Source organism: Agrobacterium sp. 22094 (assembly GCF_052046015.1).
Taxonomy (GTDB): Bacteria; Pseudomonadota; Alphaproteobacteria; order Rhizobiales; family Rhizobiaceae; genus Agrobacterium; species Agrobacterium cavarae.
In genome coordinates this window covers 2,081,174-2,100,800 of sequence record NZ_JBQEPX010000001.1, presented here as the reverse complement: position 1 = coordinate 2,100,800, position 19,627 = coordinate 2,081,174, and the positions used below count along the sequence as shown (strand labels likewise).

The window sequence follows — 19,627 nt, the reverse complement described above, 5'->3', positions numbered from 1 at the left end:
TCAACCGGCAGATGCATGGAACGAAATACACGGATCGCGCGTCATAATACCTGCACAATGGCAACCGGACTGCTATTGTCAGAGCGTCGGTGGCGTCTCGTCCCGGCAGGCAAGAGGGCTTCAAGAGGGACATCTTTATGCTCAACGAATTCAAGACATTCATCGCGCGCGGCAACGTCATGGACCTGGCCGTCGGCGTCATCATCGGTGCGGCGTTCAGCAAGATCGTCGATTCCGTCGTCAACGACCTGATCATGCCGCTCGTCGGCGCGATTTTCGGCGGTTTCGATTTCTCGAACTACTTCATTCCGCTAAGCTCTTCCGTAACCGCCACATCGCTGGCCGCCGCGCGTGAGCAGGGCGCGGTTATCGCTTACGGCAACTTCATCACCATCGTCATCAACTTCCTCATCCTCGCCTGGATCATCTTCCTCATGGTCAAGGGCGTGAACAAGATCCGCGCCTCTGTCGAGCGTGACAAGCTGGAAGAGAAGAAGGCGCCGGCCCCGCCGCCGGAGGATATCAAGCTGCTGAGCGAGATCCGCGATCTGTTGAAGACGCAGCGAGTCTAGTCCAGCTAGCCTCCACCCATCAGCAAAATCCGTGGTTTCTTCACGGAATATCATGCAAAGGGTGCAAGCGATGCGTTAAGAAGGCACTCGAACGGAGTGCCTTCTATGTCGGTTTTGAACAGTCTCAGTGTCCGCTCTCTGGCAGCGCCGGAAAGTGGTATCGTCGAGGTCAAGAAATACGCCCACGCCCGCGAAAATCTTCTGCCCCTGTGGGTAGGTGAGGGCGATCTTCCCACGCCGGACTTCATCTCGAAGGCCGCCGTTGACGCGCTGAATGCCGGCGAGACATTTTACACCTGGCAGCGCGGCATTCCTGAACTTCGCGACGCGCTTGGCCGCTACTATCAGCGGCATTTCGCCGCTTCGCTGTCGCCTGAGCACTTCTATGTCACGGGATCCGGGATGCAGGCCATCGTGCTGGCTGTTCAAGCTCTGACCTCACCCGGCGATGAAATGATCTACCTGACACCGACATGGCCGAACATCGTGTCTGCTATCGGGATTGCCGGTGCCAAGGCCGTGCCCGTCGGAATCGACTTCACCCAAGGCAAATGGGACATCGATCTCGGCAAACTCGAAAGCGCCATCACCCCGAAGACCAAGGCGTTGTTCATCAATACGCCGTCCAATCCGACCGGCTGGACGGCCACCGAGAACAATCTGCGCGATATTCTGGCACTGGCGAGAAAGCATGGTCTGTGGATCGTGGCTGACGAGATCTATGCGCTCTATCACTATGCAGGTGGCCGCGCGCCATCCTTCCTCGACATCATGGAAGAGGGCGACCGCATCATCTTCGCCAATTCCTTTTCCAAGAACTGGTCGATGACCGGTTGGCGCGTCGGGTGGCTGGTGGCTCCGCCAGAAATCGGTCAGGTGATCGAAAACCTGATCCAGTATTCCACGTCGGGTGTTGCGCAGTTCATGCAGCGCGGCGCAATTGCAGCACTTGACCATGGCGATGATTTCCTGGCGAAGAATTTTGCCCGTGCGGCGCAGTCTCGCGACATTCTCTGCGATGCGCTGATCGCCACCAATCGGGTTGAAACCCTCAAGCCGGATGGTGCGCTTTACGCGTTCCTGAAGATCGATGGCGTGACGGATACGCGCGCGGCGGCCTTTGACATCGTCGACAAGGTCGGCGTTGGACTGGCGCCGGGCAACGCATTTGGCGCGGGCGGAGAACTCTTCCTGCGCGCCTGCTTCCTGCGCGATCCAGCGCAGATTGCCGATGCCGCAGAGAGACTGTCGGACTACATCTTGAAGAAGTCAGCGTGAGGTTTTCACGCCTGAGTTAAAGACCCGCAACCACGATTACAGTATCGTCCCGGACATCGAAATCGATGTTCGGGACGATGCTTAGAATCAAAAAGCAAGATCCATCCTCTGTGCGGTCCAAGGACGCACAGCGCTCTATTGCACAGAACAAAAGAGGCGCATCGTCCCATGCACCTCGTCTGTCATCTGAGGATGAAAATACTATACGGGTGTAACGGTCAGGATTTTAGTGCGCTGCATTCATCGCAGCGGAGTCCGCATTCTTGTAGAAGGTGGCGTAGCGCAGGCTATCGGCCAGGAAGGCGGTATTCTCGTTCGGATCGGTGGAGGGATTCTGGAAGTTGATGTAGTTGATATTGACGCCGGCATGGTCCTTGCCGAGCATCAACTGCGCATAGATCGTGACACCTTTCGGCTTGATCTCAAGATCGAGCGTGATCTCAGGATAGGTGTCCCAGTCAAGCGTGTAGTCGCCCCCGATGCCGAAGTGAACAGTACCCGGGTGGAAGTAGAGTTCGGCCGCCGAATCCACGAGATCCGACAAGCTGTTGTAATATTCAAACTTTAAAAGAGATATCAGATCAGCAGCGTCAATCAGACGAAGCTCGGCCGCTACGGGACCGATTGCGCGTGCAACTATCTCTTCTCGTTGAGCCGAATATGGGCATTTTTTCATATCGATCAGTTTACCCGTCTTTTGTTCTGACGTGCGGCGTAAACCTTGTGAATGAGTTCCGCCACAGCCTTATAAAATACTGACGGAATGACGCTATCGACCGAGACTTGCGCAAACATGGAGCGAGCGAGCGGCGGGTCCTCAAAAATTGGTATATTGTGTTCCGTGGCGATCTCTCTGATGCGCAGAGCAATCAGATCCTGGCCCTTTGCGACGACGATCGGCGCATCGCTCTCTTCCTTTACATAGCGCAATGCAACGGCATAGTGGGTCGGGTTGGTGATGATGAGCGTGGCTCTTGGAACGCTGTCGATCATGCGGCGGCGGGCGCGATCGCGCGCAATCGAGCGCTGGCGGGCCTTGACGACCGGATCGCCCTGCGACTGCTTGTGCTCGTCCTTGACTTCCTGCTTGGTCATTCTGAGGTTGCTGTACCAGCGATGATTGGTCCAGAAATAGTCGGCGACCGCGAGGATGCCCGTCGAAAAGAGAATGACGATCATCATCTTCTTCAAAGCTTCGTAGCCTGTCGGAACGATCATCTGCGGGTCGGTGTTGAGCGCGTTGAGAAGCCTGAAGTAATCCCCCTTCAACACCATTGTCATGATGATGGCGACGATGGCGACCTTGAACAGCGATTTGCCGAACATCACCAGACCGTCGACGCTGTAGATTCGCTTGAAGCCTTTTACGGGCGAGATTCGCTCGGCCTTCGGGGTGATTCGATCGAGAACGAATTGCGGAAGGTTCTGAGCGAAAGACTGGCCGAGGCCGAAAATGATGAACATGATCGCCGCTGGCAGAAGCAGCGAGCCTGCTTCCTTTGCGAGATGGAGGCCGAGGGACACGAGATCGCCTGCCGTATTCAGGCGCCACTGTTCCGGCCGCTCGATCACGTCTTTCAGGGATTCGCCGAGGCGCCTTGCGCCATCCGGCGCAAAGAAAACGAGATAGACGTAGAAAGCGAGCGAAGATGCAAACAGAGACGCTTCCGTTGACGCGGGGACGTTACCCTTCTCGACCGCGTCGCGAAGTTTTTTCTCTGATGGTTCTTCTGTTTTGCTGTCTTTGTCGTCGTCTGCCAAGGCAAGACCTCCCTAAGGCATATCGCGCAAAATCTTCAGCGGTTTTGCGATAACGGAATGCGTTAAGACAAAGACTTGAACGTCAGACGCGACACAAAGATCGCGGGACGCCCAAACTGAAAAAACCCGCCTTGTCCTGGCAGGTCTACGAAAGAAGGTACAGTTTTGGGAGGCGACCTGCAAGACGGCAGCGTCCTGCAGCAAGTGTTATCAACTGCGAAGCTTATGCCGCCGCTGGCTCACCCTCGGCTGGAGCGGCTTCCTTGAGGACGATCTGACCGGAATTGGCCATGCGAATGGCTTCCTGCGCCACGGTGCGGCGTGCCACTGCAACTTCGCGGGTGTTGATGTTCGGACCGCCGGCAGAAAGGTCGGACTCGATCATGCGGCGCTGGCGTGGGCTGATGCTCGACAGCACACATTCCTTGATTTCCGTCGTGGCGCCGCGCAGCGCCATGGTGAGGACATCGCTGGTAATATCGCTGAGGAGCGTAACACGGCTGCGCTGCGGCATGTACATGAGATCTTCGAAGAGGAAGATCTTCGGCTTGACCTTGTTCGCCGATTCCCGGCTGAGGGTTTCGAGCGAGCTGAGAAGCGTATCGACCTGGGGTTTTTCCAGTTCGTTCATAAGGTCTGCGACCTTGATGGAGCCGGTTGCGTTGCGTTCTGCCTCGACTTCGGCGATCAGCGCCAAGACGCGCTTTTCGATGATCTGCGCGGCAGTCGGGCTGACTTCCTTCATGTTCACCGTACGGTTCATGATGTCCGCACGCTGTTCGTCAGGAATGGTCAGCAGAACCTTGGCACCGAAGGAGGAGGGCAGCATCGAAAGGATATAGGCGATCGTCTGCGGATGCTCGCGCATCACATACTTGCCGATGAACTGCGGATCGGAATCCTGCAGCTGATCCCAGATGGATGTCTCGAATGCCTGGAACGCCGCACGACGGCCAAGAAGGCCGTCCACTTCGTCTGGCGTGAGCCCTTCTTCAAGGATGGCTTCGATCGCCTTGGCATTGTCCATGAGACCGGTTCCCTCGGTGAAGAGGTCCTCGAACTCGGCAACGATCTGGGCAAGTTCGTCCGGAGGGATGACACGGAGAGTCTGAGCGGAATTGATGATGGTCTGAAGCTCGGCCTGGGTGAAAAACTTCAACAGTTTTCCAGCCACGCCCTTGCCCATTGCCAGGAGCACGGCGGCAGCCTTTTCAGCCTGAGACAACGGTTTCCCTAAGACCGGGTTACCGAAATCCTCAAAGTCCATCATGGTCTTTCCTCTCCGTCCCCACAGGGATCAGGTCTTCTTAGTACTCAGCACTTCGATCAGCTTCACACCGAAACGTGTATCGTCGTCTTCCAGAACGGTAATCTCGCCGCGTGCAATGCAACGACCGTTCACCATGATCTCAACAGGTTCGCCGATTCGTCGATCGAGCGCAATTGTTGCTCCCTCTTCCAGGCCCATCAGACCTGATACCAGCATGCGGCTGGTTCCCAAAACGATCTGGACATCGATCGGGATGTCCATGATCAGGTCCAGATTATCCGCCAGTCCGCTGCCAAGCGGCGCTGCGGAAGCGGTTGCGCCCGCGTCAAAGCCAAACGCGTCGAGGTCATCGCCCAGCGGGCTTGCAGCGGCGCCATCAAAGTCGCCGAAATCGCCGAAGCTGGAGAGCGAACCATCCGCGTCGCTTTTCAAGACGTCGCGCAGCCCACCGATAGCTTGATCCAGTTCGCCCGTGTCATCGAGCGAAGGCATCAGGTCGTCGTCGGTTACAGGGGTCTTTTTCGTAGCCATGCGATAATTATTCCTTTTGAAACTTGCGTCAGCCTGCCTAAAACCTAAGGTAGTATTGAGCGATCTCAACCCATCAGGTGTCTTAGGATTTCGTCATCCGTAGAGACGTTGTTCTTGACCCGAACCGTGTAGCGGTCCCCGGCTCGCCCAAACTCGCAATTGTACATTTTTGCTCCGTTTGCGCTTACTTCGACGCAGATATCATCCTGCTTCGCGTCCCGGAAAGGAATTACGTCTCCTTCCACGAGTCGTGATATCGTCTTCAGTGTCAGTGTCTGCAGTCTGATTTTCGCCTCAAGCGTCACCTGGGAACGCTTGACCTGCTCGGAAATCATCTCCATCCACTCTTCTTGCTTCTTCAAGGCTCCGGCCGAAGGCTTCGGCGTGACGATCTTCGTCTTGAGAAGGGTGCGCTGAGGAATAATCAGCGCAAATTCAGAGGTCACCTTGCCGATTGTGATCGTCGACCGGATCAGCATGCCGAATTGGCCGAACATGGCCTCCTCATAGGTGCTCTTTCCGGTTGCATTGAAGGGTGGCTCGATCGTCACTTCGAAGCCACCGGGCGCGTTGACCGCAGAGCGCAGCACGCCAGCGATTCGGTCGAGGATCAGAGCTGCAAGATCGAGCTCGATCGCCGACAGCGCGCGGACTTCCGGTTCCATGATCGTATCGGGAGCAGCCCCCAGCATGCGCTCCATCAAAGCCATGACGAAAGCGTTGCCGACACCCAGCATGAAGTTGTTGCACCAGTTGCGAAGCGAACAATCCGCGACAGCATAATCCTTGCCGAGCTTCGCAATGAGATCGGTCATGAGGCCGGATTCGCAAGCCTCATAATCCACCTCGATGGTGATGCCGGTCTGGCTGTGAAAAACATCGGGAAGGAATGTGCCATAGACTTGGCCAATCTCGTTGCCGATCTTGGTGACCGTCTTGCTGTCACCAAGCCCACCGGTGAGCTTGGCGAGCAAGGAGGGTTCCATTCCCAAGGAAGAGCTGTGGTCCGCAGCAATCGCCATATCAAGCCGCCTTCTGGTCGCCGCCAGGGTTCATCATTTCCTGCTCGACCGCGTCGATGGATGGACGCTCGTAACCGGAAATCGTCTTTCGTCCATATTCCAGCGCGACCTGCGGAACCGAGCCGTTCATATAGGCGATCAGGGTCTGCTTCACGATGACATACAGTCTGTGCTGCTTCGAGCGGACGATTTTCACCTGAGAAGCGAGAGGGTTACAGATCGAATAGGAAAGCAGAATCCCGAGCATGGTGCCCACGAGCGCGGCACCGATCAGGCCACCGAGAACCGCAGGCGGCTCGTTGATCTTACCCATCGCCTTGATAACACCGAGAACGGCCGCGACGATACCGATGGCCGGAAAGGAGTCACCCATCGCGGTGATCGCGTTGTACGGCTTCAGCTTATCGTAGAGGATCGTTTCGATTTCCTCGTCCATCAGCGCTTCGATCTCATGGCTGCGGGCGTTGCCGATGATGATCAGGCGAACGTAGTCGCAGATGAAGGCTGTCAGTTCCTTGTTCTTGAGAACCGACGGAGCCGTCTGGAAAATGGAGGATTCTTCCGGATTGTCGATGTGGGCTTCGATCTCGTTGCGCGACTTCGTGCGGAGATCGCGCATCAGCCCGTAGAGGACGCCGAGCACGTCCAGATAGTGACGTTCCTTCGGCACCGCGAATTTAAAGGCCTCGCCAAGCGCCTTGCCCGAATCCTTCACCACCTTCATCGGGTTGGACATGATGAAGCCGCCGAGACCCGCACCGCCGATGATCACGAGCTCGAACGGCTGAACGAGGACGTCCAGATGGCCGCCCATGGCCATGAAGCCGCCGAGAATACAGCCGAAAGTAATAACCAGTCCAATAACGATATTCATCTGACGCTCACACCTGCAGCCAATTTTCCTCCTGAATGGTTAGGCATCAGGCCTTGCGCGAGGCTGGCTTTGAGGTGTTTCGCCGCAGGGACCACATTGTCTGAAACGCCATCGCGTCATGTTGTGGCGCTCTGGCATCATCAGCACTGCTCATTCTTTGCAGGCCGGTCGCAGAGCCGAACCCAAAAGTTTCGCGCAAGCAAACCCCTCTAGGTCTTGAAGCCATGATGCGCCGAGTTTGGCCGCACGTCCTTGGCTGGAAGTCCGAACAGGAGAACGACATGCAATCTGGTATCTATGTTGGTATTTCGTCCCAGATCGCCTTGGAACGCCGCCTGACGACCATCGCGGATAACATCGCCAATATGAATACGGTCGGCTTTCGTGGCACCGAGGTGAAGTTCAACCAGGTCATGGCGGAGACGAAGAACGATTTGCGTGCCAATATCGCCTTCGTGACGCAGGGCAACGACTATCTGTCGACCGTCAACGGCGAAGTCGAGCGGACAGGAAACCCCTTCGATTTTGCCGTCAAGGGCGATGCATGGTTCGCCATCAATACACCGTCCGGTCAGGTCCTCACACGTGATGGCCGCTTCTCCATGTCGACGACGGGCGAACTGATTTCGACCAAGGGATATCCGGTCCTCGATCCAGGCGGTGCGCCGATCCAGCTCAATCTGGCTGCAGGCGAGCCAACGGTCGGCTCGGACGGTCGTATTACCCAGAATGGTAGGACGATGGGCCAGATCGGCTTGTTCACCGCTGATGCGAAAAAGGGTTTCGTTCGCTATGAAAACAGCGGCGTGATCTTCTCTCAGGCGCCACAGCCAGTCGTGGATGCAGATCGCGCCGGCGTCGTGCAGGGCTTCCTGGAATCCTCCAACATCAACGGCGTCTCGCAGATGACGCAGCTTATTCAGGTCAATCGGGCCTTTGAGGGCATTTCGTCGATGATGAAATCGACCGAGGAAAACCTGTCCCAGGCGCTGCGGACGCTGGGCGGCGGTCAGTAATCGGCATGAACCCCAATGGATAGCCAACCGCAGCCTTCGCCGTTTCACAAACTGGATGCCCTCGCGCAGATCGCGGCCGCTCAACTGGCCTCTGGCGCGCCCGTTTCGCATGGTGGGCGAGTGCGCACCATCGCTGCCGGGCACTACACGGTCAACGGGCTTTCGGAACATGTGCGACTTGGCGAGTTTGTCGTACACAAAAGCGCGACGGGCCTGCATCTGGGTGAGGTGGTGCGCGTCGAGCCGGACCTCATCTATGTCTGCCCCATCGAACCTGGCGAGCCGATCGGCGTCAACGACGTCGTGCTGCGAGAGGGCGAATTTCGTGTTCAGCCCGACGATAGCTGGTGCGGTCGCACCATCAATTCGCTGTGCAAACCGATCGATGGTAAGGGCCCCTTGATGAAAGGTGCGCGCAAGCGCTCCGTCATGGCCTTGCCCCCACCATCCATGAGCCGAAGCCGCGTCATTTCCGGCTTCCGGACCGGGGTGAAGGCGATCGATATTTTCACTCCGCTGTGTTTGGGCCAGCGTCTCGGTGTCTTTGCCGGATCGGGCGTGGGTAAATCCACCTTGCTCTCCATGCTCGCCAAGGCGGATGCCTTCGACAAGGTAGTCATCGCACTGGTCGGCGAACGCGGTCGTGAAGTTCGCGAATTCATTGAAGACACGCTCGGCGACAATATGAGGAAGTCGATAGCCGTCGTCGCCACCAGCGATGAGAGCCCCATGCTGCGAAAGACGGCGCCGCTCGTCGCGATGACCATTGCCGAGCATTTTCGCGACAAGGGCGAGAATGTCCTCTTCATCGCCGACAGCATCACCCGTTTTGCCCATGCCATCCGCGAGGTGGCGATCGCTGCCGGCGAGCCGCCGATCGCGCGTGGATATCCGGCTTCTGTCTTCACCGAACTTCCAAAGCTTCTGGAACGGGCAGGGCCGGGCGAGGAGGGGACAGGAACGGTTACCGCCATCATCTCAATCCTGGTGGACGGCGACAATCACAACGATCCGATTGCGGACTCCACACGCGGCATTCTCGACGGTCACATCGTGCTTGATCGCTCGCTCGCCGATGAGGGGCGTTATCCGCCGATCAATCCGCTGGCATCCATCTCGCGTCTTTCCCACAAGGCCTGGACGCCCGATCAGCAGAAGCTGGTCTCGCGGCTGAAATCGCTCATTCACAATTTCGAGGAAACAAAGGATCTGCGCCTCATCGGCGGATATCGGCCTGGCGTCGATGCCGAACTCGATATGGCGGTCAAGCAGGTGCCCTTTGTCTATGAAGTTCTCAAGCAGTCTCCGGGCGATCCGACGGTGATCGACGCCTACGCAGAACTGGCAAACGCGCTGAGAAATGCGCCCGTTAACAACCAGGCGGCTGCACAGCGGCGAGGACCCTGATCATGAAGTTCAAAAAGCGCGACAAGACCACCACCGCGGCCGATGCCGCCAGACAATTCGATCGGGTTCTGACGGGCGGGCTTATTGCCGTTGCGGCAGCGGCAGCGGCTCTCCCATGGTACGTTTTCCTCAACCCGGAGAAATTCGGCATGAGCGGCCGGGGTTGGGAAGCGTTGATGAACGTCCCACAACGCGGCGGCGGCGGCGGGGAGGCGGTCATTCCCCATGGCGACGACTCCGCCGCCATCGAGCCGAAGGATGCGATCGTTGATAACGTCATAACCGCGACGGTTCCCGCCATCGACAAGGATATCATTTCAGACAGTTCAGCGGTGCAGCAGCCCTTCCCGGGTGGCGTGAACTTCAAGCTCTTGCATGTCTCGAACGGACGGGCGCTGATCGAGGACAAGTCAGGCATGTTCCTGGTGCAGATTGGCTCGGTCCTGCCAGATGAGAGCAAGCTTCTCTCAATGACCAAAGTGGACGGACGATGGAAGATCGTGACGTCTGCCGGCGAGCTTTACTCCGAATAACGTCGGAGGCGACGGACGACAAAGATCGTCCGACCACATCGGAGCGCAAATAGCCCGATTGCCGGAAAGTACAATTCGTCAATCTGCAGAAGATGGAGCGCCGTTAACACCGGCAGCCTATTCGCATGAGAGAAGACGGGTCTTTTAAGATCACATGAAAAAAGGCCGCTTCTTCGAGGCGGCCTTTTTCGTGTTCGGCGTTATCGTTCGAGGAAGGGGCCGTCGCGCTTTGGAAGCGCGGGAACATCGAAATGATCCGGCTCAGCCCCCTGCTTGGCGCGCTCGACCATCATCTCATACGCGCTCTCAAGGTGACGGCAGAAGCGCTCCGCATCGAAGAGCGGCGTGACGAAGCGATTTGTCGCGACCCGCTCGCGGACTTCTTTGAGGCGATCGGGATTCTGGGCATAGAACACCGCCTGGTTCACATAGTCCTCTTCGTCCTCAGCCACGAGTTCCGGAGTGCCGATGGCATTCAACAGACTTTCGCTGACGCGCGAAGCGAAGTTCGTGCCCTTGACAGTAAGCACAGGCAGGCCCGACCAGAGCTGTTCCGAGGTCGTCGTATGGCCATTTACCGGGAAGGTATCGAGACCGAGATCGGCGGCTGTGATACGATTGAGGTGAAGTTCGAAGTCCAACTTGCCCATCAGGAAGACGCGCTTGGCGGGGATACCGTTCTCGTTGAACTTCTTCATGATGTTCACGGCGCTGACCTGGCTGTTATGCAGCACCCAGATGACGCTGTCTGGCACCTTTTTGAGGATATCGCACCACAAATCCATCACGCGCGGCGTGATCTTGCGGTTGGCGTTGAAAGAGGCAAAGACGAAGGCATCTTCAGGCAGCCCGACTTCTGCGCGCGTCACCTGTTTTGCCAGGGGGCGATTGACCGGATCGTTCGGCTGATAGGTCTCGGGTAAGCGAACGAACTTCTCGTGATAAAAGGGCTTCGAGCTGTCCGGCAGCACATAGTGGTCGCCGACGGCATAATCCAGATCGATATTGACGACCGAGCCCGGGAAGCCGATCCATGCCACCTGAAGGGGGGCGGCGCCCATGTTCAGGATTGCCGTGCGGTTGCCGGCAGTGTGACCCTTCAGGTCCACCATGATGTCGATGTTGCGTGACCGCATCTCCGCATGTGCCTCCTCATCCGTCATGTCGCGGATGGTGACGACATCGCCCCAGAGGCTGCGATCGGCCTCGTTCGTGCCAAGAAGCTTAGGATCGGAGTGGCAGAAGAGCGTGACTTCGAAACGATCGCGGTCATGCAATTCCAAGACCCGGCGGATCAGCTTCATCGTCGCGTGCTTGTCGAAGAAGTCCGAAGAAAGATAACCGATGCGGATCTTCTTGCCCCATTCATGCGGCATCGCGCGACGGCGCTCTTTTATGTCGGGGGTGAAGACCGGCGTGTTCGAGCGCGCCAACTGATTGATGTACTCGTCGCCGCTCCAGTGAAGATTGAAGAAGGTGCCGTCGAGCGAAACGAAGGACGTATCGCCTGCAGCAACAGCGGCATCGATGATCGGCTGATGTTTCTCGATATTGTCGAACTTGCTGTGTTCACGGCTGAACACCAGATACATGAGACGAACCGGGTTGTTGCGCGGCAGTTTGGACAACAGAACGCGCGCCGTTTCGATGTCGCTTGGATCGAAAAGATCCCATGTCGTGATGGCGATACGCGCACCGAGTTTGATGTGCTCGATATCCTCGCTTTTCATCAGGATGCTTTTCAGCGTGCGGGCGATACGATTTTCGCCACGTTCGATCAACAGCGAACCGACGATATAGGCAATATCCGGATGTTTGTGAAAACGGTGAATGAGCTTGTTGGAAAGGGCGAGTGCCCTGTCCTTCTGGTCGCACTCGTAGAAGAGCTTGATACTTTCAACCAGGTAGGTCTCTGCATCCAGCCCGTTTTGCTGATAGGCAAGTTCGTAGGACGTGGCGGCCTGTTCTTTCAGCCCGAGTTGCAGCAGCGTTTTGGCAAGCAGGGCATAGGTGCGCGCATCACGGTTGATGTCGATCAGCCGGTTCAACGTCCTCAGCGCGTCTGTGTAGCGCCCTGTCTTGAAGTGCTTGGAGGCGGCTGAATAGCTGATTTCGTTTAACATGGATACGTTGCGTCCTCTTGCTCGGCAGGTCTTGTTGGGGCGCGGCCGATCTGCGGCGATATAAAAATTCACCAAACGCTACAGGATGAAGCTTGCTCGAAACGGGACACCTTCACGTGGCTTTCCCAGTCTGAGGAAAGGCTTTCACACGGGGTTAACCATAGGTCGGGGAAGGGGGGATTCGATCGTTCAAATTAAGAAGTTGGCAATCGTTGAGGGTCATTTTCATCCTCACGTGACGGGTTTGGTGTCCTTCAGAAAATGGACCCGAGTGGCATGAGGCCGAACCGTTTACGCCGGTGGAATCCGGCATGTCCCTCTCATGTATCTCGTTAAAAGGGGCAATCATGTCTAGCATTAACTTCAACTCCAGCGCGACGAACGCTCTCCAGACTCTGCGCGACGTCAACAGCAAGCTGCAGAACACACAGAACACCGTTTCTACCGGTCTGAAAGTTTCGTCCGCTAAGGATAACGTTGCCTACTGGTCGATCTCCACCACCATGAAGTCCGACAACAAGGCGCTCGGCGCTGCGACGGACGCTCTCGGCGTCGGCGCTGCAAAGGTCGACACGGCTTACGCCGCAATGGATAGCGCGATCGACGTCGTCAACGAGATCAAGTCCAAGCTGGTCACAGCGAGCGAAAGCTCGGTCGACAAGGATCAGGTCAACCTCGAAATCGAAAAGCTTCAGGAACAGCTGACGGCTATCGGCCAGGCTGCATCCTTCAACGGCGAAAACTGGATGGTCACCTCGACCAAGACGACCGTTGTCGATGGCTTTACCCGCAAGGAAGACGGCACCGTCAAGATCAACACGGCCGAGTTCCAGGCTGGCAGCTATGCCATGTTCTCGACCATCGCGAGCGGTGTTGGTAGCGGCGGTATTCTCAGCGCCGTCATGACCATCGAATTGACCAGCGCAGCGACGCAGGGCAAGATCGACACCTACCTTTCTACCGTCGAAACCGCTCTGAAGGAACTGACAAAGGGTGCGGCGGCCCTTGGCGCGATGTCCACGCGTATCGATCTTCAGGACAAGTTCGCCAGCAAGATCAGCGATGCCATGAAGGCTGGCGTCAGCAAGCTGGTAGACGCCGACATGGAAGAAGAGTCCGCTCGTTTGGCGTCCTTGCAGACCCAGCAGCAGCTCGCAGTGCAGTCGCTCTCGATTGCCAACAACAGCTCGCAGAGCATTCTGTCGCTCTTCCGTTAAGCCAATCGGTAAAGAAAATGTTAAAGAGGCCAGGTCGAAAGACCTGGCCTTTTCTTTTTATTAACCTGAGTTAATAAGTATTAACCAATTAATTTCAAATTTTACTATCTGTTAATTCAATATTATATCGGTGTTAACCTTAATAGCCTTAGATGAATCCATCAAAACGACGGCTGGAGCGTTAATGGATTGGCTCAGCGAGCATGAAGCTATACGTCGTTTAACCGGTGAAACCGGAATGTCCCTTCCCTATACTTGCCAAAGGGGCAGTTTATGACCAGCATTCTGACCAATATCTCCGCGATGTCCGCATTGCAGACTCTGCGTTCGATCAACTCGGATATGAAGGATACCCAAAGCAGCGTTTCCTCTGGCCTTCGCGTAGGACAGGCATCTGACAACGTCGCCTACTGGTCCATTTCCACGACCATGAAGTCCGACAACAAGGCGCTCGGCGCTGCGACAGACGCTCTCGGCGTCGGCGCTGCAAAGGTCGATACCGCCTATGCTGCAATGGATAGCGCGATCGACGTCGTCAACGAAATCAAGGCAAAGCTCACGACGGCAAGCGAAAGCTCCGTCGACAAGAAGCAGGTCCAGCTTGAAATCGACAAGCTTCAGGAACAGCTGACGGCGATCGGCCAGGCTGCATCCTTCAACGGCGAAAACTGGATGGTCAACGACACCAAGGCGACCGTTGTCGATGGCTTCATCCGTAAAGAGGACGGCACGGTCAAGGTCAACACGGCCGAGTTCCAGGCTGGAAGCTACGCCATGTTCTCGACAATCGCGAGCGGCGTAGGCAGCGGCGGTATTCTGAACGCAGTCATGACCATCGAACTGACCAGCGTAACCACGCAGGGCCAGATCGATACCTTCCTGAACACGGTTCAGACCGCCCTCGATAACCTCACGGACGGTGCCGCAGCTCTCGGTGCACTGAAGACCCGCATCGACATGCAGGACGATTTCTCTAGCAAGCTCTCGGACGCCATCAAGTCGGGCGTCAGCCGCCTGGTCGATGCAGACATGGAAGAAGAATCTGCTCGTCTCTCGGCACTTCAGACCCAGCAGCAGCTGGCCGTCCAGTCGCTGTCGATCGCGAACTCCGGTTCTCAGCAGCTGCTTTCGCTCTTCAGAGGCTAATCGCTTCCGCTTCAACGATAAAAGCCGCGCTCTAGCGCGGCTTTTTTTGTTTGTCTCGACAACAAAATTTCGCCGCGACAAAAATCAAAAATATCATTTTTTATCAATTTGTTAGTCAACGTTAACGGAGGGCGTCTCCGTTAACACGGCGTTCATTCAAGTAAAAACTTCCCTAAATTTAAGGCTTTGTTAACCATAAAGCGGTTTTCTGCGGCCATCGAAACAGCGCACCGGACCAACCATTCGGTAAGCATGAAGCTACCTGCCGCGTTTCCCGGTACGACCGGAATGTCCCTTCTTCCAGAGATTGCCAAAGGGGCCAATTCAAATGACCAGTATTTTGACCAATACATCCGCTATGTCCGCATTGCAGACATTGCGTTCGATCAATACCAGCCTGTCCAATACCCAGGACCGGGTTTCTTCCGGCTACAAGGTCGCTCAGGCCAGTGACAACGTTGCATATTGGTCAATCTCCACCACGATGAATTCTGACAAAAAGGCCTTGAACGCCGCTGCCGACGCACTTGGCGTCGGTGCAGCCAAGGTTGACACCGCTTACGCGGCGATGGAAAGCGCGATCGGTGCTGTCAACGAGATCAAGGCGAAGCTTGTAACAGCAAGCGAACAATCCACTGATAAGGGACAGATTCAGCTCGAAATCAGCAAGTTGCAGGAACAGCTTTCGGCGATCGCTCAAGGTGCCTCCTTCTCGGGCGAAAACTGGCTGGTCACTCAAAACACGCAAGCCAATGTCGTGGACGGATTTGTTCGCGAAGCGGATGGCACGGTCAAGGTTACCGTTGCGACCTTCAATGTCGGGACCTACGCCTTGTTCTCGACGATCGGCGCCAACGGCCTCGGAAGCGGCGGTGTTCTGGGCTCTATCATGTCGGTCGCGCTGACCAGCGTCTCGACGCAGGGCGATATCGATGGCTTCATGAATATTGTCGAAGCGGCATTGAGCAAGATGACCGATTCCGCGGCAGCGATCGGTGCTCTTCAGATTCGCGTCGAACTTCAGGACAAGTATTCCAGCAAGCTTTCAGATGCGATCGAGGCCGGTGTCAGCCGTCTGATCGACGCGGACATGGAAGAAGAATCCGCCAGACTCTCCGCGGTCCAGACGCAACAGCAGCTTGCCATCCAGTCGCTGTCGATTGCCAATTCCAGCTCGCAGAACCTTCTCTCGCTCTTCCGTCAGTAAGGTTTCGCTTCAATCTATGGCAAAGGCCGCGTTTTCTGGAAGCGCGGCCTTCGTCATTAAGGGCATGTCACGATCAAAGAGGTTTTTCTCCAGTTTCGCGCAAGCTTGCCCATGGTTTGATCGCCTGTCTGGCCGCTTTGATTCCCATGACCTTCGCCTCTTCATGACGATGAGGCTGCGACCGCCAAAAATGGCATGTTCTTCCCTCGCCTTGAGATTGCTGACATGACAAAAATCATGACCTCTAGCTACGTGCAGAGCGCCCTTCAAACGCTGCTGTTCAGCAATGAAAATCTGGATAAGACCCAGCAGATCACAAGTAGCGGCTTGAAGATTGGCAAGGCTGCGGACAATGCCGGATACTGGTCCACCGCCAAGAACCTGACATCTGAAGGCAACGTTCTGAGCAGCGTTGGCGATGCGCTGAGCCTCGGCGCCTCAAAGGTCGACACGACCTACGAAGGCGTTGCCTCCGCGATCGACATTCTGGACAAGATTACCACTGAGCTGATCACCGGTTACGAGGAAAGCACGGACCGCGACACCATCAATGGGTCGATCGCAGCACTGAAGAAAAATCTGGCGTCGGTCGCCCAGGCGGCATCCTTTTCCGGCGATAACTGGCTCCTGAACACCACCCCGCAACTGCCAGACAGCAAGTCCATCCCCTTCTCTTACAAAAAGGGAGCAGACGGTGCGGTCAGCCTGCAATATCTGAGCATCAAGACCTCCGACACCGTTCTCATCGATTCAAGCGACCCGAGCCGTGGTCTGTTCACCAAGGCGACTGATGCTGACACGCTAAACCCCAATGGTTCCGGCACGCCCCGCGAATACTACTTGATGAGCCCCGACGGGGCGACGCCACCGGGCGGTCAGGAAATTGCCATTTCGTCGAGCACGACGAAGGAAGAACTTGACGACATGGTGGCCGTCGTTGGCGAGCTTTCCGCCAAGTTGAAGGGGCTCGGCAGCTCTCTCGGGACCATGTCGAACCGCATCGATCAGCAGCAATCCTTTGTGGGTGCGCTTGGCGACTCCTTGAACAAAAGCGTCAGCCGTCTTGTTGACGCGGATATGGAAGAAGAATCGACCAAGCTTGCCGCCTATAAATCGCAGCGTGATTTGGCGGTCGAGGTCGTTTCGATGGCCAATAGCTTCCGAAAGAGCCTTGCAAGTCTGTTCCAAGGCTAAGGTTTGGACCACAAGAAGGCACTCGGGGGAGCGATCCCACGAGTGGCATGATGGCAGTCCGAAGACCGCAAACCTCGCCGGCGTGCTTGCCTTAACGGTGTTGATCTCGCAGGCGAATGTCCGCTCGAATTCTGCGCCCGACGCATGTCGTTGTCACAAGAAGAGCTACGTCGTTCTGCCTGAAATGCCGCAGCATATCATGGCCATTACCCCATTTGTCTGCCGCAATAGACCTATCCTCTTCCGCAATATCGTCGGTCGGTCGCGCTAATGGTGGAGAGGTTCACCCTCGCACAAGTTTGGCTCTTTACCCTGCCGGATGAAAAGCTGTCATGGCAGGACTCTTCTCCTTCGCTGAGGCAGTTGCGAATACCTTGCGGTTTTCCCGCAAGGCTTCCCGGATTGAAAACGACAGATGTGATGTCTGTCATCAGGTGCGTCGATGAGTGCAGCGCTGACAAAATACTTGAAGGATTTCAGCCAGTTCGTACCGGTTGAAGAACCCGTGGCACTCGATATCGAGTTGCCGGCAGTGACCTTTGAGAATGACTGGGCGGCTGCTCTCGAGCCTTTGGTCGATCTTGAGGAAGAGAAGCGCAAGGCTTTCGAGGATGGCGAGCAATCCGCAAAACAGACTCTCGAAGAAAGCCATCAGGCCGAACTCGACGCGTTGAAGCTGCGCCATGAGGAAGAGCTCGAGGCCCAACGTGTCCGGTTCGAGGAAGAGATTGCCGGTCACCTTGCGACCTCGGTCATCACCATGAAGCAGGTCATGAACGAGCACGTCGAGGCCGCTTGTCTCAAGGTTCTCAGCCAGTTTGTCGAGCAGGAGCTTGCACAGAAGACGGCAGCCGAAATGGCAGCGCAAGTTCTCCGCGAAATCCGCGACGGCTACGCTGGCACGGTCAAGATCAGCGGGCCGGAGCAACTGCTTTCCAAGATGCGCAAAGGCCTGGAAGAAATTGACCATCCTGTCGATTACGAGGTGTCGGACGACATCGATATTCAGGTTCAAATGGATAATTCAGTTCTAATGACGAGACTGTCGGAGTTTTTCCAAGGTTTGAGGGGCTTGTCGGATGAGTGAGAGCGAAAATCACCATCACGGCAAGAATGAAATCATCATCGTCAAGCGTCACAAGGGTGGGCATGACGGTGCGCATGGTGGTGCCTGGAAGATCGCCTTTGCTGACTTCATGACGGCGATGATGGCCTTCTTTCTCGTTATGTGGCTCGTCAACGCTTCCAATGAGAAGACGACGGCCTCGGTCGCCAGCTATTTCAATCCCATCAAGCTGACGGACGAACAGCCGGCCGAACGTGGGTTGAAGCAGCCCGCCAAGAAGGAGCAAGGCGAGGAGAATAGCGCAAAGTCCGACACCAAGTCGACCAAATCGACGGAAGGCAGTGCGGCTGCAAGCGGCGAGGATTCGACCACGACGTCCGGTCAGAACGTCAATTTCTCCGAAGCGGCGTTCTTCGAAAACCCCTATGCGGTTCTTGCGGAGATTGCCCAGGAGGTCGGCCAGCAAGCCAATGTCAGCGCCAAGGGGGAGGGCGGTGCAAGCGAATCCGGCCCTTCGACCGGCGCCTCCGGCGGTGAAGCCTACCGCGATCCCTTCGATCCGGATTTCTGGAGCAAGCAGATCGACACCGCTCAGCAGAACCCTTCTGTGGTGGTCCAGGACACCAAGCTCCCTGAAAAGGAGCAGACGTCTGAAAGCGTGAAGCAAACGCCCCCGAAGGAAGATGTCGCAGGCATTATCGGCGACCCCAACGAGCTTGGAGCACCACCTGATGCTAAGACGGCGAAAGCCGAGCAGGTTGCGGCAGACGATCTGGATCCGGAGGCTCAAAAGCCAACGGAAGTGGCAATGGCCATTCCCGTGCCCAGCCCCAAGCCCGATCAGGCATCCGGTAAGCAACCGGCCAAACAGGACGCTGAGGTGAAGCAGGACTCTGAAAGCGAGCCTGCCACGCCCGTCAAGGTATCGCAAAAGAGCGAGAAGGCCGCCGACGCGTTGCGCGCGGAAATCTCGCAACAGGTTTCCGGCGTGGCCGGCAAGCTGGCCGAGGGCATTGTCGTGACCCCTGCCGAAGGCGGCACGCTGATCACCATTTCGGAAAAGGCAAGCACTGCGATGTTCAGTGTCGGTTCTGCCATACCCCAGCGCGATCTCGTCCTGGCAATGGGCAAGATCGGCGAGGTTCTCAGCAAGCAGAAGGGCGCCGTCGTCATTCGCGGCCATACCGATGGCAGAGCCTATAGTAGTGGCGGCAAGGATAACTGGACGCTATCGATGGATCGCGCCCATGCGGCCTATTACATGCTGGTGCGCGGCGGACTGGATGAAGGACGGATCAAGCAGCTGTCCGGTTTTGCCGACCGTCGCTTGCAAAGTACCGACGACCCGATGAACGGCGCGAACCGTCGCATCGAGATATTGCTCGAGGACGGTTGAGGCCAGCGGATGAT

18 protein-coding genes are annotated in these 19,627 nt (G+C 56.5%); 11 read left to right on the top strand and 7 right to left on the bottom strand.

The features are described 5' to 3' along the window. Positions 1-137: 137 nt before the first annotated feature. Positions 138-572 carry a large conductance mechanosensitive channel protein MscL gene (gene mscL / locus ACTJK5_RS10245; protein WP_062425106.1) on the top strand — a complete coding sequence of 145 codons (435 nt, stop codon included), beginning with the start codon at positions 138-140 and terminating at the stop codon, positions 570-572. Positions 573-677: 105 nt separating this feature from the next. Further along, on the top strand, positions 678-1,850 hold the full coding sequence (locus ACTJK5_RS10240) for a pyridoxal phosphate-dependent aminotransferase (RefSeq protein WP_113259912.1): 1,173 nt from the start codon (positions 678-680) through the stop codon (positions 1,848-1,850). A 226-nt stretch (positions 1,851-2,076) separates the two neighbouring features. Here ACTJK5_RS10240 and ACTJK5_RS10235 read toward each other — a convergent pair whose 3' ends face one another. The 6 genes from ACTJK5_RS10235 to motA form a co-directional block, all read right to left on the bottom strand. Next, a complete protein-coding gene (locus tag ACTJK5_RS10235) occupies positions 2,077-2,526 on the bottom strand; it encodes a hypothetical protein (RefSeq protein WP_062425108.1) in 450 nt (149 codons plus the stop codon). A 5-nt stretch (positions 2,527-2,531) separates the two neighbouring features. Further along, the gene (gene flhB / locus ACTJK5_RS10230; protein ID WP_062425109.1) at positions 2,532-3,611 is read right to left on the bottom strand and encodes a flagellar biosynthesis protein FlhB; all 1,080 of its coding nucleotides are present in this window, start codon (positions 3,609-3,611) and stop codon (positions 2,532-2,534) included. A 223-nt stretch (positions 3,612-3,834) separates the two neighbouring features. Further along, positions 3,835-4,881, bottom strand: coding sequence for a flagellar motor switch protein FliG (fliG, locus tag ACTJK5_RS10225; RefSeq protein ID WP_062425110.1), 1,047 nt, complete (start codon positions 4,879-4,881; stop codon positions 3,835-3,837). Between the two features lie 27 nt (positions 4,882-4,908). Then, complete coding sequence (gene fliN / locus ACTJK5_RS10220; protein WP_062438808.1) at positions 4,909-5,412, bottom strand: flagellar motor switch protein FliN; 504 nt, start codon at positions 5,410-5,412, stop codon at positions 4,909-4,911. A gap of 65 nt (positions 5,413-5,477) precedes the next feature. Then, the gene (locus ACTJK5_RS10215; RefSeq protein WP_062425112.1) at positions 5,478-6,434 is read right to left on the bottom strand and encodes a FliM/FliN family flagellar motor switch protein; all 957 of its coding nucleotides are present in this window, start codon (positions 6,432-6,434) and stop codon (positions 5,478-5,480) included. 1 nt (position 6,435) lies between these two features. Beyond that, positions 6,436-7,308, bottom strand: coding sequence for a flagellar motor stator protein MotA (motA, locus tag ACTJK5_RS10210; protein ID WP_062425113.1), 873 nt, complete (start codon positions 7,306-7,308; stop codon positions 6,436-6,438). 281 nt (positions 7,309-7,589) lie between these two features. Between motA and flgF the strand changes: the two genes are divergently transcribed. Genes flgF through ACTJK5_RS10195 form a run of 3 tightly spaced genes read left to right on the top strand, consistent with a single transcriptional unit; the run spans position 7,590 to position 10,264 of the window. Continuing rightward, entirely contained in the window at positions 7,590-8,324 is a 735-nt protein-coding gene (gene flgF, locus ACTJK5_RS10205; RefSeq protein WP_062425120.1) for a flagellar basal-body rod protein FlgF, read from the top strand. A 15-nt stretch (positions 8,325-8,339) separates the two neighbouring features. Further along, positions 8,340-9,731, top strand: a complete 1,392-nt coding sequence (gene fliI / locus ACTJK5_RS10200; RefSeq protein ID WP_440612342.1) for a flagellar protein export ATPase FliI — start codon at positions 8,340-8,342, stop codon at positions 9,729-9,731. Between the two features lie 2 nt (positions 9,732-9,733). Further along, positions 9,734-10,264 carry a flagellar protein gene (locus ACTJK5_RS10195; protein WP_112358790.1) on the top strand — a complete coding sequence of 177 codons (531 nt, stop codon included), beginning with the start codon at positions 9,734-9,736 and terminating at the stop codon, positions 10,262-10,264. Between the two features lie 200 nt (positions 10,265-10,464). Here the strand turns inward: ACTJK5_RS10195 and ACTJK5_RS10190 are convergent, their stop codons facing one another. Then, positions 10,465-12,387, bottom strand: a complete 1,923-nt coding sequence (locus tag ACTJK5_RS10190; RefSeq protein ID WP_113227160.1) for an O-linked N-acetylglucosamine transferase, SPINDLY family protein — start codon at positions 12,385-12,387, stop codon at positions 10,465-10,467. Positions 12,388-12,734: 347 nt separating this feature from the next. Here ACTJK5_RS10190 and ACTJK5_RS10185 point away from each other — a divergent pair, with 347 nt between their 5' ends. From ACTJK5_RS10185 to ACTJK5_RS10160, 6 genes are all read left to right on the top strand, one after another. Next, positions 12,735-13,604, top strand: a complete 870-nt coding sequence (locus ACTJK5_RS10185; RefSeq protein ID WP_062438792.1) for a flagellin N-terminal helical domain-containing protein — start codon at positions 12,735-12,737, stop codon at positions 13,602-13,604. A gap of 273 nt (positions 13,605-13,877) precedes the next feature. After that, positions 13,878-14,750 (top strand): flagellin N-terminal helical domain-containing protein, encoded by an 873-nt coding sequence (locus tag ACTJK5_RS10180; protein WP_112519932.1) that lies wholly within the window; start codon positions 13,878-13,880, stop codon positions 14,748-14,750. 328 nt (positions 14,751-15,078) lie between these two features. Next, a complete protein-coding gene (locus ACTJK5_RS10175; protein ID WP_130977274.1) occupies positions 15,079-15,957 on the top strand; it encodes a flagellin N-terminal helical domain-containing protein in 879 nt (292 codons plus the stop codon). A 237-nt stretch (positions 15,958-16,194) separates the two neighbouring features. Further along, positions 16,195-17,151: a flagellin N-terminal helical domain-containing protein gene (locus tag ACTJK5_RS10170; RefSeq protein WP_333631294.1), complete on the top strand. Its 957-nt coding sequence runs from the start codon at positions 16,195-16,197 to the stop codon at positions 17,149-17,151. 442 nt (positions 17,152-17,593) lie between these two features. Continuing rightward, positions 17,594-18,238 (top strand): hypothetical protein, encoded by a 645-nt coding sequence (locus tag ACTJK5_RS10165; RefSeq protein WP_440612341.1) that lies wholly within the window; start codon positions 17,594-17,596, stop codon positions 18,236-18,238. Next, on the top strand, positions 18,231-19,613 hold the full coding sequence (locus ACTJK5_RS10160; protein WP_113274290.1) for a MotB family protein: 1,383 nt from the start codon (positions 18,231-18,233) through the stop codon (positions 19,611-19,613). The genes ACTJK5_RS10165 and ACTJK5_RS10160 overlap by 8 nt, the downstream gene beginning before the upstream one ends. Positions 19,614-19,627: the final 14 nt, after the last annotated feature.

Bases quoted from the DNA above. Each gene is read 5' to 3' on its own strand.
- mscL (WP_062425106.1), top strand. From the start codon at position 138: ATGCTCAACGAATTCAAGACATTCATCGCGCGCGGCAACGTCATGGAC.
- ACTJK5_RS10240 (WP_113259912.1), top strand. From the start codon at position 678: ATGTCGGTTTTGAACAGTCTCAGTGTCCGCTCTCTGGCAGCGCCGGAA.
- ACTJK5_RS10235 (WP_062425108.1), bottom strand. From the start codon at position 2,526: ATGAAAAAATGCCCATATTCGGCTCAACGAGAAGAGATAGTTGCACGC.
- fliG (WP_062425110.1), bottom strand. From the start codon at position 4,881: ATGATGGACTTTGAGGATTTCGGTAACCCGGTCTTAGGGAAACCGTTG.
- fliN (WP_062438808.1), bottom strand. From the start codon at position 5,412: ATGGCTACGAAAAAGACCCCTGTAACCGACGACGACCTGATGCCTTCG.
- ACTJK5_RS10215 (WP_062425112.1), bottom strand. From the start codon at position 6,434: ATGGCGATTGCTGCGGACCACAGCTCTTCCTTGGGAATGGAACCCTCC.
- motA (WP_062425113.1), bottom strand. From the start codon at position 7,308: ATGAATATCGTTATTGGACTGGTTATTACTTTCGGCTGTATTCTCGGC.
- flgF (WP_062425120.1), top strand. From the start codon at position 7,590: ATGCAATCTGGTATCTATGTTGGTATTTCGTCCCAGATCGCCTTGGAA.
- fliI (WP_440612342.1), top strand. From the start codon at position 8,340: ATGGATAGCCAACCGCAGCCTTCGCCGTTTCACAAACTGGATGCCCTC.
- ACTJK5_RS10195 (WP_112358790.1), top strand. From the start codon at position 9,734: ATGAAGTTCAAAAAGCGCGACAAGACCACCACCGCGGCCGATGCCGCC.
- ACTJK5_RS10190 (WP_113227160.1), bottom strand. From the start codon at position 12,387: ATGTTAAACGAAATCAGCTATTCAGCCGCCTCCAAGCACTTCAAGACA.
- ACTJK5_RS10185 (WP_062438792.1), top strand. From the start codon at position 12,735: ATGTCTAGCATTAACTTCAACTCCAGCGCGACGAACGCTCTCCAGACT.
- ACTJK5_RS10180 (WP_112519932.1), top strand. From the start codon at position 13,878: ATGACCAGCATTCTGACCAATATCTCCGCGATGTCCGCATTGCAGACT.
- ACTJK5_RS10175 (WP_130977274.1), top strand. From the start codon at position 15,079: ATGACCAGTATTTTGACCAATACATCCGCTATGTCCGCATTGCAGACA.
- ACTJK5_RS10170 (WP_333631294.1), top strand. From the start codon at position 16,195: ATGACCTCTAGCTACGTGCAGAGCGCCCTTCAAACGCTGCTGTTCAGC.
- ACTJK5_RS10165 (WP_440612341.1), top strand. From the start codon at position 17,594: ATGAGTGCAGCGCTGACAAAATACTTGAAGGATTTCAGCCAGTTCGTA.
- ACTJK5_RS10160 (WP_113274290.1), top strand. From the start codon at position 18,231: ATGAGTGAGAGCGAAAATCACCATCACGGCAAGAATGAAATCATCATC.